Consider the following 16122-nt stretch of genomic DNA (forward strand, 5'->3'; position numbering starts at 1 on the left):
ATTCCGGTATGGTATCTGAATATCTAAAACAAAATACGGCAGAATTTCATGATGCCGCGGAAAAACTTTTTAACTCTAAAAAAATATTCGACAGAACTTTTACGCTGGAAGATTATAAAAAGATCATTGGCAGAAATTATCTTATGCTTCTTCATTCCGAAGATCAGATCTTCGAAAGTCTTTCTGAAAAATTCTCTGAAAAACTTCAGCTTGAGGAAAGAAAAAAACTTCCTTTAATTGAGCAGGATCTTAAAAGTCTGGATCTCGATCATCAAAAGGCTACTGAAGAATTGAGTTTTTCCAGTGAAAATGAAGCTTTGGGAGCAATGTATGTGATCGAAGGTTCTACTCTGGGAGGAAATGTTATTGCAAAACAGCTTTCCAAAACAGAAGGATTTGATGATGTTACTTTCAATTTCTTTGGCTGTTACCGTGAAAATACAGGGTTTATGTGGAAGAATTTCAAAGAAGTTCTGGATAATGAGGTTTCTGAAAAAAATTATGATGAGGTTTTATCCGGAGCTAAAAAACTGTATACCTTTCTTCTGAACGTCCATTAATTACGGTATAAAACATAAATATCACTTTTAAAGATAATTAAATTCCTGAAAGATTGCCCAATTTTTCAGGAATTATTAAATTTGGGAGTTCTCATTTGTAAACCAAATTTGGATAAACAATTCAAATAAATAAATTTTAAAAGTTATATTATGAAACTGTAAAGTTCCATAATACCATTAAAAAACAATAAATTAAGTATATTATGAAAGTAACTGTAGTAGGTGCAGGCGCTGTAGGAGCAAGCTGTGCAGAATACATCGCAATGAAAAACTTCTGTTCAGAAGTAGTTTTAGTAGACATTAAAGAAGGTTTTGCAGAAGGTAAAGCAATGGATTTGATGCAGACAGCATCGCTTAACGGATTCGATACAAAAATTACCGGAACAACAGGAGATTACAGCAAAACTGCAGGTTCTCATGTAGCGGTTATTACTTCGGGGATTCCAAGAAAGCCGGGAATGACGAGAGAAGAATTAATCGGAATCAACGCGGGAATCGTAAAAGAAGTTACAGAAAACTTAGTAAAACATTCTCCGGAAGTAATCATTATCGTGGTTTCTAACCCAATGGATACAATGGCTTATCTGGTACACAAGACTTCAGGTCTTCCTAAGCACAAAATCATCGGAATGGGTGGAGCATTAGATTCTGCAAGATTCAAATACAGATTGGCTGAAGCGTTAGAAGCTCCGATCTCTGACGTAGACGGAATGGTAATCGCTGCTCACAGTGATACCGGAATGCTTCCTCTATTAAGCAAAGCAACAAGAAACGGAGTACCTGTAACAGAATTCTTAGATGCAGAACAGCAGAAATACGTTATTGAAGAAACTAAAGTAGGAGGTGCAACACTTACTAAATTATTAGGAACTTCAGCTTGGTACGCTCCGGGAGCAGCAGTTTCTGTAATGGTTCAGGCAATTGCTTGCGACCAGAAAAAAATGATCCCTTGTTCTTTAATGCTTGAAGGTGAATACGGACAAAATGATATCTGCCTTGGTGTTCCTGCAATTATCGGAGCAAACGGTGTGGAAAAAATCGTAAACGTAACGCTTACTGCGGAAGAGCAGTTGAAATTTGCTGAAGCTGCGAATGCAGTAAGAGAAGTAAATGGAGATTTGAAGTTTTAAGTAGACTCACATTTAGATATAAAAAAGGCTGTTCTCTGTTTTGAGACAGCCTTTTATTTTTGTTGAATATAATAAAGATGTGAATTCAGAATTTTCAGTTTTTAATCTTCATTAAATTCTAAAATAACCTGATCAAAAGCACTGAAGTTAAATGTAGTTGAAGTTCCTATCAGATCGTTCCATTGTCTTGAGGCATTACCTGATGTACTGTAAATATGGCAGGATCCTTCTGTTCCTCCACTATTATTGGGTTCTCCCGTTGCAAAGAAACTTTGAGGGGTTGAGTTTGGAGAAGTCGTCCAGTCGATGGTCCAGTCTTCACCGGTAATCCATGTAAACTCTGTGGAGTTTCCCGGATAAGCCACTTTGTTATATCCGATCCAGATATTGTTATTAAGATTGTAACCTGTTGTGTTTGCTAAAATATTGGTATTAATATATGTTCTTTCTGCATTGGAAGTAATGGTAACCACATATCCTCCTACCTGCTTCGCAAAAGTAAAAGTATCATAAAAGTTTTTGCCCCCTCCAAGCTGATAAGCACAGTAAGTATGTCCGTTGGAACCTGTTCCTGACCATTTTTTACATCCTCTCTCTGAAACACTTACCCCTCCGAATGTTGCAGGAACAGCTCTTTGTGAAGTTTTCACAGGAACGTATCCCAAAATAGATGTACTGAATCCTGCTGAACCAGATGATGAGGAGTTTCCTGAAGTAAGCAAAGATACTACCCAGGTTGTGCCCGAAGTTGTCCCTGTATTTTTAATTACAGCATAGTAACCTGCAGGAATTGTGAGACTTGCCTGAGCTGTTGCAACATTGGAAACATCTATTTTTTCAGTACCATTAGGGGTAATCGTAACATCAAAAGCACTTCCGTTTCTTATTTCGTACACTCTGCCGCCAAATGTAGCAGGTGAGGCTACGGCTGCAGGAAGAGACCATGTTGCAGCGGCGGTTCCTCTATAATCCAGATATTCGTCAGTAGATAAAAAACTATATGAAGTGGCTGTACTCTGTTTATAAGGAGTAGCAAAAGATCCTTTAACATCTAAGGTGCTTCCGGGAGTATTGGTATTAATACCTACCTGACTGTTTACTATCGAAAAAATGGACAATACAAAGCTTATAGTTATAATTTTATTTTTCATGTTTAATTTATGTTTTATTGTTTAGTCTTCATTAAATTCTAAAATAACCTGATCAAAACTCACACCTCCGCTTACCGTAAGACTTCCTGTAAGATCATTCCATTGTCTTGAACTGTTGACGGAAGTTGGGAAAATATGGCATGAGCCTTCCGTTCCCCCGCTGTTGTTGGGTTCCCCGGTTGCAAAGAAGTTTTGCGGGGTTGAATTTGGAGAGGTCGTCCAGTCGATCGTCCAGTCTTCTCCGGTGATCCATGTGAACTGATTGCTGTTACCAGGATATGCCACCTTGTTATAGCCTATCCAGATGCTGTTATTAAGCGAGTAGCCTGTTGTATTTGATAAAAGATTGTTGTAAATAAATGTTCTTTCCGCATTGGAAGTAATTGTAGAAATATATCCTCCCACTTGTTTTGCAAAAGTAAATGTGTCGTAGAAGTTTTTTGCACCTCCCAACTGATAAGCGCAATATGTATGACCATTTGCTCCTGTTCCGGACCATTTTTTACATCCTCTTTCTGTAACGGAAACTCCTCCAAAGGTTGCCGGTACTGCTCTCTGAGAAGTTTTAACAGGAATGTACCCTAAAATTGATGTACTGAAACCTGTAGAATTTGCAGAACTGCTATTGCCTGCAGTAAGAAGTGTTACAACCCAGGTTGTTCCGGAGGTGAGCCCTGTATTTTTAACAGTTGCATAATATCCTGCGGGAATCGTAAAACCAGACTGATTGACCGCTGTGGTGGAAACATCTATTTTTTCCGTACCACTAAGATTAATTGTTACATCAAAATTACTTCCGTTACGGATTTCATAGATTCTTCCTCCGAAAGTTGCCGGAGATGCCAAAGCTGCCGGAAGAGTCCACACAGCAGCAGAGGTTCCTCTGTAGTCTAAATAGTGATCTGAATTTAATAATGAATAAGTGGTTGCCGTTACGGCTTTGTAAGGCGTTGCAAAAGATCCTTTAATGTCGAGTGTACTTGCAGGATTGCTTGTGTTAATTCCAACTTGTGCATTACAAATAAATACAATACCCAGACTTATTGCTGAAATAAATTTGTTTTTCATTATCATATTTTTTTTACAATTGTAAATATATAAATAAAACAATAAATTATGAATGATTAGTTTGTTATTTTATGATAATTTTTTATTTAATTCACAAAAAAGTGTATTTAATTATGTTAAATCACTATTTTTTGAATTTGTTGAAATGTCAAAAATGTGCTGTTTTACGACTTTTTTATTAGTCATATAATAGAAAAGATGTAAATAATTTAAATGTAATTATTTATGTAATTAAATATGAAATCTGTAATTTTTTAATTTTAAACCTGTTAAAAGTGCTTTTTTTACTAAAGAATTCAGTGAAAAATAAGAAAATATTGATGTTGTTTTTTATCAGAAAGTCACTGTCCGCAATTTTTACTGTCAAAAAATGGAATTTGAGCTGAGTGAAATTAAAGATTAGATAAATTTAAACACCATTCCGAACTTAAAAGCGGTTGAGCTTAATAATAAAGGATAAATAAAAAATAACTCTATAAATTAAGGTTTGAAATGCTAAAGAGTTCTTTCCATCTGTTTATTAAAAGATCCGTATAAATACCCTTGTCCAAACTATAAGAACCCAATGCAAAACCATCATTCCATTCAACTAATGCAGTTTCTCCACTGCTCAGAATTCCGAAATCAATTCCGTAAGCATTCGTTCTTTCGTGTGAATTTTCAAAATCTTTAATGGCATTTTTTACCGTGTCCATGTTCGGTTTAAGATTTCTCTCTCCGCTGTAATTTTTTATTCCGACAATTTCTGACTGATTCACGAAAACCCGAAACTCAGAAAGCCATTCAACGGCTGATGAACAGAATAACGCCGTCTCTTTTGAAAATGATTCAAGGCGGAGAAGATCATGTTGTGAATTGATGACAAATCCTGTGAAAAGCTTGATTTTAGATTTTGGCTTTACAAAGATGTTTAAACAGTCTTCATGACTTTGCATCATGAGTTTTTTCACAGTTTTTTCCCAAACACTTCGCTTTAAATAATGCCTTAAACTTTGAGGGTAAGATAAGGTGAATGAAGTGATCCCCAATCTTTTAAAAATATATACCATTGCTGAGTGATCTCCGACAATCAGCGTTTCTTCACTAAACTGGATGTGATTTCGATGTAATTTTTTGATGGTAAAAAATTCGCAGTCAACTCCTCTTGATTACAAAACAGTTCTTACCTCCAGAAATTCAGGTTCTGTTTTACCATTGCCGTACTCCTGAATGTAAGCTTTTGTAATCATTAGCGGTTCTAAAATTGTTAGTTGTTTGTGGATAACTTTTAAAAATTGTGGATAAGTTAAATTTAAACAGAAAATAAATATTGATTAAATCAAATCAAAGCTCATAAACAAAGCCGTTTCAGTGGAGTTGTTGTATAATTTTGTATTAATTCCTGTAAATTGAAATCCGGCTTTCAGAAAAAATTTTATTGCAGGATAATTGGTATTGCTAAGTTCCGCTTCCACAATTCTGCATTGCAGATTCCGAGCTTCACGGTTGATATTTTTGATCAGTAACCTCCCGAGATTCTGTCTTCTCAACTCCTTATTGATCCAGATATCTTCAATAAAAAGACTGTTGTTTTTCTTCCGGTAGTCGCAGATGATCCATCCGCACAACTTTTCATCATCAAAAATGCCGAACGAATGACCTTGCTGAATAAGATCGTTAAAACAGGTAATGTCATCAATTTCTGAATTCTCAATCTTTTTAAAATATTGATTTTTTTCTCTCAGATTAAATTCAAAAGAATTTGCGGTTTCGATGGTTGAAACCACAAAAATCTTTTCAGTTTCGTAGCTTTTATAATCAGGATCAGGAATGAAATTTTCTTCAAATATTTTTAGTTTTCTGATTTCCATGAATTAAAATTTAGAATTCTGGGCATGAAATCTGCTTTTTGTGGCGTACAGCAAAATCTGAATTATAACAAGAACGGAAATCATAACAATTCGTATCATGGCATTTTCCGAAAATCTTTCCCGAATCACTTCCAGATAATTGATCTTTTCAATGGTAAATTCCTTAAGCTGATCTATATTACTGAAAGCATTTACCTTTCCCACTTCAGAATTGATTTCGGCTTCATTCAGCGTTGCTGCAACATTAATGAGGTTGATATTGCTGATGAACAGCCAACCGAATAGCAACAGAGATACTGAAAAAAGAAAGGGTCTGATAATTTTCATGATTAGATATGTTTTTGGGATGCAATAAGTTGTGTTTTTACGTTAATTTCAAAGCTAATTAAAATTGATTTAATTTCAATAAAATAATGAAAATGTTTTTTAAAGAAGTTACTTGAAAATAATATTGTTGTAAATTCTGAAATTTGATCATTCCATCAGAATCAATTGATGATCATGAATTTTTTACAAAAAACATCTTTGTCTTTTTCAAAATAATTAGGAGAAGTTTCTTTTAATTGATGTCTTGTAAGTTCTGTAATTACTTTGTAGTTAGAATATTTAACAATATTGTACTTGGTAATTCTATAATCGAAAGGTAGATCGATTGATGCATATTTAACTTTTTTATCTTCGAATTGATAATAATTAATGATTTGTTTTCCCGGATAAGAGTGTCCTACATCAAAAATAATTTTACCTTCATCCAGAATTAACGGATAATTTTCTGTGAAATATATTGTTTCATTATCTTCATTAAATAATAGAAAATCATCAATTTCAAATGCATTCAGTTTGAAAATGTAAAAATTTTTTTCTTTTGTAATGAGAAAAATGTTTTGTCTTTGACTACAATAAGAGGTTTCTGAAATTTCTCCTTTGGAAAAAGTTTTAGCTTTGATGCAATGAGTGGAAATCTTATTGGGAAATTTTTTCTGAAATTCTGTGTAAAGTTTCTCATTTTCTTTTATTAACGGTTGTTTGGGTAATAGAACCGTATCTTTTAATGATGAAAAGTAATCCGACTGATTGATGAATCTTATAGAAGTATTTGCACTGGATTCAATATTGAAATTAAAATCATCGCAATCAAATGGAATATATTTTTGAGCAGACAATTTTATGAACGGAAAGGCTATTAAAAACAACACAAAATATTTCATAGTTATTAAGTCAAATTAGAACTTTAAAATTAATTATAATTTCACACATCAAAACTTTCAAAACCCTTAAATTTGTGGTCAATAAAAATTTTACTGGATGCTTAGGAAAATTTCGGTTGCGGCGGCTGCTTTTTTGTCCGTACTTACAATCAATGCGCAGAAGAACAAAAATTCTCAGTTGGAAAGACCAAAACTGGTAGTAGGTTTGGTTGTGGATCAGATGAGGTGGGATTATTTATACCGTTTTTATAACAAATACGGTAACGACGGCTTCAAAAGACTTTTAAATACAGGATATTCTTTAAATAACGTTCATATTCCCTATGTTCCTACCGTTACAGCTTTAGGGCACACTTGTATTTACACAGGTTCTGTTCCGGCAATTCACGGAATCGCAGGAAACGACTGGACGGATAAGGAAACCGGGCAAAATGTCTACTGTACCACAGATGAAAGTGTAAAGCCTGTAGGAACAACCAATGCAAAAGTAGGAAGTCATTCTCCGAAAAATCTATGGTCGACAACGGTTACCGATGAATTGAGACTTGCGACCAACTTTCAGGGAAAAGTAATTGGGGTTTCTTTAAAAGACAGAGCTTCCATTTTACCGGCTGGACACACGCCGAACGGAGCGTTCTGGTTTGATGATTCTACGGGAGACTTTATTACAAGTTCATGGTATATGAATGATCTTCCACAGTGGGTAAAAACCTTCAATTCTCAGGATTTACCGGATAAATTGGTTGCTAATGGCTGGAATACCTTGCTTCCCATCGAGCAGTACACAGAAAGTTCTCCGGATAATTCTTCATGGGAAGGATTGTTGGGAAGTGCCAAAACGCCTACGTTTCCTTACAGTAATTTAGCAGCTGATTATCAGGCTAAAAAAGACAATATCCGTTACACACCATTTGGGAATACACTGACACTGAAATTAGCTGAAGCCGCAATAGAAGGTGAAAAGTTAGGAGGAGACGATATTGTGGATATGTTAGCCATCAATTTGGCATCGACGGATTATGCAGGACATAAATTTGGTCCGAATTCCATCGAAGTGGAAGATGTTTATTTACGACTTGATAAAGATTTAGCCCAGTTTTTCAGTTATCTGGATTCCAAAGTAGGAAAAGGACAGTACACTGTTTTTCTTTCGGCAGATCATGGTGGTGCCCATTCTGTAGGATTTTTACAGGAACATAAGATCACGACAGGTTTCTTCGGAGACGGAATGGATAAAAACGTCAATCTTAAGTTAAAAGAAAAATTCGGGGTAGATAAACTGATCAATGCAGTGGATAATTACCAGATTTATTTCGACAGGAAATTACTCAAAGAAAATAATATTAAATTAGAAGACGTTGTAGATTTCACCGTAAAAGAAATTGAAAGCGATCCTTCAGATTTGTATGCTGTTCCGGTAAATAAAGTTTCGGAAGCTTCTATTCCGGAGCCGATTAAACAAAGAATCATCAACGGAATCAACAGGCAGAGAAGCGGAGATATTCAGTTGATTTCACATGATTCCATGCTTCCTCCGTATTCAAAAACAGGGACAACGCACAGTGTATGGAATTCTTATGACTCGCATATTCCGTTAATTTTTATGGGATGGGGAATTCAACATGGTGAAAGCAATAAAGCGTACTTCATGACCGATATTGCACCTACCGTTTCTTCATTGCTTAAAATTCAGTTTCCAAGCGGAAATGTAGGAAATCCGATTACGGAAGTTATTGGAAAATAGTACTTTCCTTTAAAGATAAATGATAAAATCCTTAACCAAAAAGTTAAGGATTTTTTTGTTTTTAAACATAAATTTTACTGTTGTCTATTTTTACAATGTTTTGCTGCTCCATTTTTTTAATTGCGCGGATTACGGTTTCTATCCGCATTCCTGTGAGGGAGGCTAATTGCTGTCTTGTATAAGGAATCACAAAGGAAAATTGTTCTTCAAAACCAAAATGAGCTTTTACATGAGACATAATAAGAGTAAGCTTTGTAATCGGATCTCTGAACGAAAACGGTGCAGCAGTGATGTGTCTGTAACGCATACGGTCTGCGGTGTAAGAATACATAGTGAGAAGAAGTTCAGGTTTTTCTAATAAAAGTTGTAAGAATTTATTTTTTTCAAGTCTGATGATTTCACAATCTGTAATTGCAACTCCGCTTACAGCATACTTTTTATTGTGGAAAATATACGTTTCGGCAAGGCAATGACCATCGAAAGGAATTCCATGAATGAATTCTTTGCCGTCTTCCAAAAAGCTGCTTATTTTTACTGTTCCGGTTTTTATCTGCAGATAATATTTCGGAGTGCTTTCTTCCTTAAAAACATAATCGCCGGAATTATAGTGTTGCAGTTCAGCGCCATGAGAAAACAAAAGGTTTTCACAAATGATCATAAGTTTTTTAGTATTAATTTGATCTAAAGTTAACAATTTGTGAAGTGTATTGAAAATTTATTAATACCACATAGATGCCTTAAATATGCCTTGATTTTAAGAAATGAATCATTGCTATTGATACTTTTTTTAAGATTAAACTTTAATGCATAAAAAAACCGCAGATTAATCTGCGGGCTGTATATTGTTTTATTCTTCCTCTTCGTTCAGATCGTCTTCATCATCTTCATACTGCTCAAGAAAATAAGTGAAAGTAAAATCTTCCATTTCTTCTTCTGCATCTTCAAGCGTGAGAAGAAGATCTTCAAAAATTTCAAGCTGATCGACCGTCATATTTACAAATTCAATATGAAGAGGCATTTCCAGTTCTCCTGTAATCACATCAGAAAGTGCATCCAGATTATCTCCGAAATGATCAGGAAGTTTGATCTTTTCTTTCAGTTGGACATAGAAATCTTCATAATCTCCGATCTCCGTAAAATCTATATATATTGTACTCATAACTTTATTTTTAATTTTAAATCAGTGAATGTAAGTCATTGCGAGGAGCTAAGCGACGAAGCAATCTCAATAAGGATTCATAATATCTCTAATGTCTTCAATTAAATCTTTCCATTCAGGATTGAATGAATTAATTAAATCTAACTTGTCTTGCCGAGATCCAGCTTTTATTTGCTTTTCTCTAAAAATCGCATCTCCGATTTCCTGAAATGCTTCCCAATAAACTAATTTATGTAAATTATATTTTGCAGTAAAACTTTGTTGATAATGATTTTCCTTATGTTGTTGAACGCGTTTGGGTAAGTCTGAAGTAACTCCTGTATATAGAGTCGTGTTGTTTTTATTAGTCATAATGTAAATAAAACCTGCTTTCATATTTTTAGATTGCTTTACTTCGACTCGCTCAGCACAGGCTCTCTTCGTTCCTCGCAATGACTAACAACTACTGCTTTTCAAAACTCTTATAATGGTTTTTCGTGAGATAAACATCACCGTCTTTCGTGAAAACAATCCGGTCTGCATTTCTGTTTCCGCAATGATAGTTTACATCCGCTTCAAAATACTTTTCACCTTCAGGCAATGTTCTTTCCCTGTTGCTGAAGTGATCTCCGCCAATCGCTTTTCCCGGCAAAACCTCACACAAATTTCCTTTGGCTGGATTCCAACCCATCTTTCTCGCTTCATTTTTGGTGATGTAATACTCAGGAAGCTGATGGTTTTTTTTAACGTAAGCAATAACCTTTTTTTCTTCCGTCAACTGATCGATAGATTCCTGACTCGAATATGCCGAACCCGAAATCTCAGAACTGCCGTATTCAATTCTTGGATTTTTAGAGGAAATTTCCTTTTTATCCGCAATGAAGTTATTATAAACGTACATTACAGACATCCCGAAAAGAAGCCCTAAACAAATGAAAAATACAGATCTTATTTTACCATTCATAGTATTAAATTAAAAAATGTAATAATAAGTTTGTTTAAACTTTTATTAAACCGCAAAAGTACAAAAGACAATCTTAAAGCGAATTTCTATAATAATCAAAGCACTCAAAAGAATAAAAATCAAAGATTTTTAAACACTATTGTGAACTTTTTCATTTATAATGATCAACTTTAAATAAAAGTTTAGTTCATCTTTTGTCACTTTTGTGGTTAATTCTGAAATAGTTTAAACAACTTCAATGTATCAATCTATCTGTTTAGCAATCCATTGTTGCATTGTTAAACTTTTAAATTGTTACATTAATTTATGCTCTCCAGTCTTCCGGAATATCGCAGATCGGGATCGGAACCATTTTATGTTTTGCCGCTTTATGCATTCTGTCGAAAATCTGGAAAACCTCTTTATCTCTGCCTTCGTAATCTTCTGCTGTTTTTATTCCGTATTCTTTCTGAATTTTTTCCAGTTCAGGATAGGTTGCCCCGATTTGGTCTTCGTCCGTTCTTTCTGCATCCCAAAGTCCGTCCGTAGGAATCGCATTCTGAATGCTTTCAATTAAATTTAAAGCTCTCGCCAGTTCATACACTTCCGTTTTGTAAAGATCCGCGATTGGAGAAACATCCACACCGCCGTCGCCGTATTTGGTGTAAAAACCGATTCCGAAATCTTCCACTTTATTTCCTGTTCCACACACCAAAAGTCCGTGAAGCTGACCGAAATAATATAAATTTAACATTCTGAAGCGTGATCTTGTATTCGCAAGAGCCAGATTGTTATTGGGATTTCCTTCTGAATGTGCGCTGACAATATTTTCAAAACTTTCGAAAACAGGAGTTAAGTTAACGGTTTCTGATTTTACGTTTGGAAATTTCTTTTTCAGATCCTCAATATGATCCTGCGCTCTGTTTACCTGATCTGCTTTTTGACGGATCGGCATTTCCAGCGCAAGAACTTCAAGCCCGGTCATCGCACAAAGAGTAGAAACGACACCCGAATCCACACCTCCCGAAACTCCGATTACATATCCGTTTACTTTTGCTTTTACTGCATAATCTTTCAGCCAGTTTACAATATGGTCTATAACTTTTTGTGTCTGCATTGTTTATATTTTTGTCTGTTTTTATTTAAAGGAATTCAAAATTAAAAATTCTGAATGTTTATTTGATGTAATTTTTATGTTGAAGCTCATACCAGAAGCAGATTCCGTCCGGTTCAGTGAATTCGCCGGTTTTTTCGAAGCCTAATTTTCTTAAAATATGATTGGAACCTTCGTTTTCAGAATGAGCATGAGCGTAAATGGTTTCAGCTTTCAGATCATTAAATCCAAAATCAAGCGAAGCTTTTGCCGATTCCAGCGCATAACCTTTTCCCCAGTATTCCGGGATGAAACGATAGCCGAGATCGTAAATGTTATTGTAACCGTTTATTTCCTGAGTAATTAATTTCAGTCCGCTCCAGCCGATCAGCAGCCCGGTTTCTTTTTCAATTACAGCAAGTCTTCCGACACCGTTATCAAGATATTGCTGCTGAATCATTTTAATTACATTTTCAGATTCGGTGATGTCGGAAAGAGGAGGCATTCCGATGTATTTCATCACTTCAGAATTGGAATCGAGGAGAAACAGACGTTCTGCATCTGTTTCTTCAAATTTTCTCAGAATAAGTCTTTGTGTTTCTAAATACATAAAATTATTGTTGCTGAAATCCGAAAATCGTTACATTGGCTGCTCCTTTCTTAATGTCTGTTTCCTTGATGGGATTTTTCATCACGTTTAAGGTTTCCAGATTGATATTTGCGGAAATATCAAGTTTTTGAATCTGATTATGCTCAAGATTTAACTTTTTCAGATATTTGAGCGAACTTAGATCAATGGTATTTATTTTATTTAAAGATACGGTTAATTGATTAATTCTGGGTGTCGTTTTCAGTGAAATATTTTCAATCTGGTTGTTGTCAAGATATAATGAAGCCAGATTTTTAAGATTTTCTGCCTTAAAATTTGAAATTTTACATCCTGTACACGAAAAAAGCTGCAGATGATCCAAATTTTTCAGAGAAAGATTTACAATGCTGTTGTCGTCCAGTACGATCATTTTTGCATTTTTAAAATAAGGAAGATCTTCTGCATTTGTAATGCCTTTATTCACTAAAAATAAATTTTCAATTCTGTCGGCTTCAAACTGATTTATTTTTCCGTCTTTGTTCAGATCAAAATTTTCAATCACCGCTTTTTCAAGATTTTTATCTTTAAAAATAAGGCTTTGACTGTGAAAACAGGATACAGAGAAAATCAGAATGAGGACCGGAATTATTTTATTTTTCATCATTACATTATGTTTAAATCCGTATTTTTGTACACTTAAATTTCATGTAAAAGTATGAAGATTTTCAGAATTACTGCACTTTCTTTAGTATTAATTTTAGGATTGAATTCCTGCAAAAAAGAATCCGGGAATCAATGGAACGTAGAGATTACAAGTCCGGCGGAAAAAGTAGAAATTACAGATATTTCCAAAGAACTTTACGATCCAAATGTTTCATCGGAAAGCTTTAAAGCTAAATTTCCTTGGTTTCAGGGAACGGTAAGCGATGCAGATTTTGCCAAAAGAAGAGCAGATGCTGAAGAAATTAAAATTTACAAAGAGGCTACCGCAAAAATAGATCAGAAAAAACTGCAGACCGATCTTCAGGATTTGTTTTCGCACATCAAATTTTATTTTCCAGCATTTAAAAGTCCGAAAGTATTTTTATTTTCATCGGCTTTGCAGATGATTCAGGATCCTATTTTTTATGATGCGAAGGGAAATCAGCTTTTTATTGATATTACAGGTTTTATGGGAGACGGAAATCCCAATTATAAAGGTTTGGAAATGTATTTCCAGAAATCCATGAACCCCAATAATATTGTTCCGAAAGTCGCACAGATTTTCGCTGAAGGTTTTGTAAAAGAATCTCCGGATCATCAGAAATTTATCGATATGATTATTCTCAATGGTAAAATCATGATTCTTAAAGACGCTTTTTTACCGACATATCCGGAATATCTGAAAATGAACTACACCCAGAAGCAGTATGAATGGGCAGTTTCCAACGAAGCTAACATCTGGAATTATTTCGTGGAAAATAATATCATTTTTGGAGACGATCACAGATTGGAAGACCGTTTTATCGCTCCGGGACCATTCTCGAAATTTTATACGGAAATTGATAACGAATCTTCTCCGCAGATTGCCATTTTCACAGGATGGCAGATCTGTAAAGAATATCTGAAACAGAAACCGGAAACCAAACTTCAGGATTTCTTAGGATTGGATGCAACGGTGATCTTTAACCAGTCGGGCTATAAACCGAAAGTAAGATAATACGCTGAATGTAAAATATTCGGCAAACAATATATAGTAGAATAAAAAGAACGTTATGAGAAAAACTCAGATTACGATAGATGTAGAACTGGATGAAAACCACATTCCGGAAAACATCACCTGGAACGCACAGGACGGCGGAATTGAAAAAGAAGAAACAAAGGCAACCATGATCTCCGTTTGGGACGAAAAAAATATGGAAGCTTTGAGAATTGATCTCTGGACAAAAGAAATGCCGGTGGATCAGATGAAAATGTTCATTCATCAGGTGCTTGTTTCTATGGGGAATACCTACCAAAGAGCAACAGGAGAAGAAGATGTGGCACAATGGTTGGAGCAGATGGCAGAAGAGTTCGCAGTAAAATCGGCGATAAAAATGTAAAAAAAGCGGGATGAAGGAAGTCTGATGTTGGAAGTATATAAAGACATCCAGCTTCCATCATCCCGCTTCAAATCAAAAATATAAAACAATGAATTTCAATACAAAAGTAATACACGGAGGACAGCATCACGAATCTGCAACGGGTTCTGTGAATGTACCTGTATTTTTAACGTCTACCTTCGCACAGAAAAGTCCGGGAGTACATTCCGGCTACGAGTATTCCAGAGCGGCAAACCCTACAAGACAGGCTTTGGAAGACTCTTTGGCAAGCATCGAAAACGGAGCGAGAGGTTTAGCTTTCGGTTCCGGTTTGGCTGCAATCGACTGTGTTTTAAAATTATTAAATCCGGGAGATGAAGTGGTTGCAGTAGACGATTTGTACGGAGGAACGTACAGAATGTTCACCAGACTTTTCGAAAAATATCAGTTGAAATTTACCTTCGTGAATTTTGATGATGTTTCTAAAATCAATGACGTTATTACAGATAAAACAAAATTAATCTGGGTAGAAACGCCAACCAATCCTTTAATGAAACTGGTAGACATTAAAGCGGTTGTTGAAGTTGCCAAAGGAAAAGATATTCTGGTTGCAGTGGATAACACTTTTGCAACGCCTTATCTTCAGAGACCGATTGATTTGGGAGCCGATATCGTCATGCACTCTGCAACAAAATACTTAGGAGGTCACTCCGATGTTATTGCGGGAGCTTTAGTGGCTAAAGATGCGGAACTTGGAGAAAAACTTCACTTCATTCAGTTTGCAAGCGGAGGAATTTTGGGACCTCACGATTCTTATTTGGTGTTGAGAGGAATTAAAACACTGGCTTTAAGAGTTCAGAGACATTCTGAAAACGGAATGGCGATAGCAAAATATCTTGAATCTCATCCTGCTGTAGATCAGGTAATTTATCCGGGATTAGAATCTCATCCGCAACACGAACTGGCAAAATCTCAGATGAAAGATTTCGGAGGAATGGTTTCCTTCACTTTTAAATCGGGTAAAAAAGAAGATGCCATCAAATTTTTAGAAAGAGTAAAAGTATTCACTTTAGCTGAATCTTTAGGAGGAGTAGAATCTCTTGCCAATCATCCTGCTTTGATGACTCATGCTTCCATTCCTGCAGAAAAACGTGCAGAATTGGGAATTACAGACGATTTGGTTCGTTTAAGCGTAGGAATCGAAGATGCAGAAGATCTTATCGCAGATCTGGAAAGAGCTTTTTCTTAGTTTAAAAACAATTTATAACACTTTGCCATTCTGTGTAGAACGAATTGGAGTAAAGAATCTAAATAGAATTTATTTAAATTTTTGGAGCTATTTCCCGCTTTCCACTATATCTTTTGCTACGCTTTGCTTCACAAAAGGATGCCGTTGCAATCGTGGCTAGGATTGTAGTCAATTCTTTCAGTATTTGAAAAATACAATTAAAGTTTGTCATCCTGAAAGGATCTTTAGATAGTGTTAGAAAGTCGCTTGAAAAAATTAGAGCCAAGATTCCTGCGGAATGACAAACGTTGGAATAGAAATTCAAAAATTTATTAAAAAAGATTCTTCCTAACGTCAGAA

General features: G+C 35.3%; 19 protein-coding genes. 6 read left to right on the top strand and 13 right to left on the bottom strand.

What is annotated here, in order from left to right; translation table 11 throughout:
• The first annotated feature begins 8 nt into the window (after positions 1 to 8).
• A complete protein-coding gene (locus H6W53_RS04785) occupies positions 9 to 560 on the top strand; it encodes a biliverdin-producing heme oxygenase (protein ID WP_185205028.1) in 552 nt (183 codons plus the stop codon).
• 203 nt (positions 561 to 763) lie between these two features.
• Positions 764 to 1690 carry a malate dehydrogenase gene (locus tag H6W53_RS04790; RefSeq protein ID WP_029294870.1) on the top strand — a complete coding sequence of 309 codons (927 nt, stop codon included), beginning with the start codon at positions 764 to 766 and terminating at the stop codon, positions 1688 to 1690.
• A gap of 101 nt (positions 1691 to 1791) precedes the next feature.
• Here the strand turns inward: H6W53_RS04790 and H6W53_RS04795 are convergent, their stop codons facing one another.
• The 6 genes from H6W53_RS04795 to H6W53_RS04820 all read right to left on the bottom strand — a co-directional run bounded on the left by H6W53_RS04795 (position 1792) and on the right by H6W53_RS04820 (position 6922).
• Complete coding sequence (locus tag H6W53_RS04795) at positions 1792 to 2841, bottom strand: C-type lectin domain-containing protein (protein WP_185205029.1); 1050 nt, start codon at positions 2839 to 2841, stop codon at positions 1792 to 1794.
• Positions 2842 to 2862: 21 nt separating this feature from the next.
• Entirely contained in the window at positions 2863 to 3909 is a 1047-nt protein-coding gene (locus tag H6W53_RS04800) for a hypothetical protein (RefSeq protein ID WP_185205030.1), read from the bottom strand.
• 473 nt (positions 3910 to 4382) lie between these two features.
• Positions 4383 to 4958 carry an ATP-grasp domain-containing protein gene (locus tag H6W53_RS04805; protein WP_185205031.1) on the bottom strand — a complete coding sequence of 192 codons (576 nt, stop codon included), beginning with the start codon at positions 4956 to 4958 and terminating at the stop codon, positions 4383 to 4385.
• A gap of 264 nt (positions 4959 to 5222) precedes the next feature.
• The gene (locus H6W53_RS04810; protein WP_185205032.1) at positions 5223 to 5759 is read right to left on the bottom strand and encodes a GNAT family N-acetyltransferase; all 537 of its coding nucleotides are present in this window, start codon (positions 5757 to 5759) and stop codon (positions 5223 to 5225) included.
• A 3-nt stretch (positions 5760 to 5762) separates the two neighbouring features.
• A complete protein-coding gene (locus H6W53_RS04815) occupies positions 5763 to 6086 on the bottom strand; it encodes a hypothetical protein (protein ID WP_185205033.1) in 324 nt (107 codons plus the stop codon).
• A gap of 161 nt (positions 6087 to 6247) precedes the next feature.
• A complete protein-coding gene (locus H6W53_RS04820; protein WP_185205034.1) occupies positions 6248 to 6922 on the bottom strand; it encodes a hypothetical protein in 675 nt (224 codons plus the stop codon).
• A gap of 142 nt (positions 6923 to 7064) precedes the next feature.
• Here H6W53_RS04820 and pafA point away from each other — a divergent pair, with 142 nt between their 5' ends.
• Positions 7065 to 8711 carry an alkaline phosphatase PafA gene (gene pafA / locus H6W53_RS04825; protein ID WP_185205035.1) on the top strand — a complete coding sequence of 549 codons (1647 nt, stop codon included), beginning with the start codon at positions 7065 to 7067 and terminating at the stop codon, positions 8709 to 8711.
• 61 nt (positions 8712 to 8772) lie between these two features.
• Here the strand turns inward: pafA and H6W53_RS04830 are convergent, their stop codons facing one another.
• The 7 genes from H6W53_RS04830 to H6W53_RS04860 all read right to left on the bottom strand — a co-directional run bounded on the left by H6W53_RS04830 (position 8773) and on the right by H6W53_RS04860 (position 13138).
• Positions 8773 to 9369, bottom strand: a complete 597-nt coding sequence (locus H6W53_RS04830; protein WP_185205036.1) for a Crp/Fnr family transcriptional regulator — start codon at positions 9367 to 9369, stop codon at positions 8773 to 8775.
• Between the two features lie 189 nt (positions 9370 to 9558).
• Positions 9559 to 9870 (bottom strand): barstar family protein, encoded by a 312-nt coding sequence (locus H6W53_RS04835; RefSeq protein WP_185205037.1) that lies wholly within the window; start codon positions 9868 to 9870, stop codon positions 9559 to 9561.
• Positions 9871 to 9936: 66 nt separating this feature from the next.
• Positions 9937 to 10245: a GIY-YIG nuclease family protein gene (locus tag H6W53_RS04840; RefSeq protein WP_185205038.1), complete on the bottom strand. Its 309-nt coding sequence runs from the start codon at positions 10243 to 10245 to the stop codon at positions 9937 to 9939.
• Between the two features lie 67 nt (positions 10246 to 10312).
• The gene (locus H6W53_RS04845; protein WP_185205039.1) at positions 10313 to 10813 is read right to left on the bottom strand and encodes a ribonuclease domain-containing protein; all 501 of its coding nucleotides are present in this window, start codon (positions 10811 to 10813) and stop codon (positions 10313 to 10315) included.
• A 304-nt stretch (positions 10814 to 11117) separates the two neighbouring features.
• A complete protein-coding gene (nadE, locus tag H6W53_RS04850; protein ID WP_185205040.1) occupies positions 11118 to 11909 on the bottom strand; it encodes an NAD(+) synthase in 792 nt (263 codons plus the stop codon).
• A 58-nt stretch (positions 11910 to 11967) separates the two neighbouring features.
• Positions 11968 to 12495, bottom strand: coding sequence for a GNAT family N-acetyltransferase (locus H6W53_RS04855; protein ID WP_185205041.1), 528 nt, complete (start codon positions 12493 to 12495; stop codon positions 11968 to 11970).
• A 4-nt stretch (positions 12496 to 12499) separates the two neighbouring features.
• Positions 12500 to 13138 (bottom strand): leucine-rich repeat domain-containing protein, encoded by a 639-nt coding sequence (locus tag H6W53_RS04860; RefSeq protein WP_185205042.1) that lies wholly within the window; start codon positions 13136 to 13138, stop codon positions 12500 to 12502.
• A 51-nt stretch (positions 13139 to 13189) separates the two neighbouring features.
• On the opposite strand from H6W53_RS04860, the gene H6W53_RS04865 reads away from it, so the two are divergent.
• Genes H6W53_RS04865 through H6W53_RS04875 form a run of 3 tightly spaced genes read left to right on the top strand, consistent with a single transcriptional unit; the run spans position 13190 to position 15783 of the window.
• Complete coding sequence (locus H6W53_RS04865) at positions 13190 to 14173, top strand: gliding motility protein GldB (RefSeq protein ID WP_185205043.1); 984 nt, start codon at positions 13190 to 13192, stop codon at positions 14171 to 14173.
• A gap of 55 nt (positions 14174 to 14228) precedes the next feature.
• Positions 14229 to 14555, top strand: coding sequence for a gliding motility protein GldC (gldC, locus tag H6W53_RS04870; protein ID WP_076396489.1), 327 nt, complete (start codon positions 14229 to 14231; stop codon positions 14553 to 14555).
• Positions 14556 to 14592: 37 nt separating this feature from the next.
• Complete coding sequence (locus H6W53_RS04875) at positions 14593 to 15783, top strand: cystathionine gamma-synthase (RefSeq protein WP_317169734.1); 1191 nt, start codon at positions 14593 to 14595, stop codon at positions 15781 to 15783.
• Positions 15784 to 16122: the final 339 nt, after the last annotated feature.

The organism is Chryseobacterium sp. C3, from assembly GCF_014218905.1.
GTDB classification, from domain to species: Bacteria; Bacteroidota; Bacteroidia; order Flavobacteriales; family Weeksellaceae; genus Chryseobacterium; species Chryseobacterium mucoviscidosis.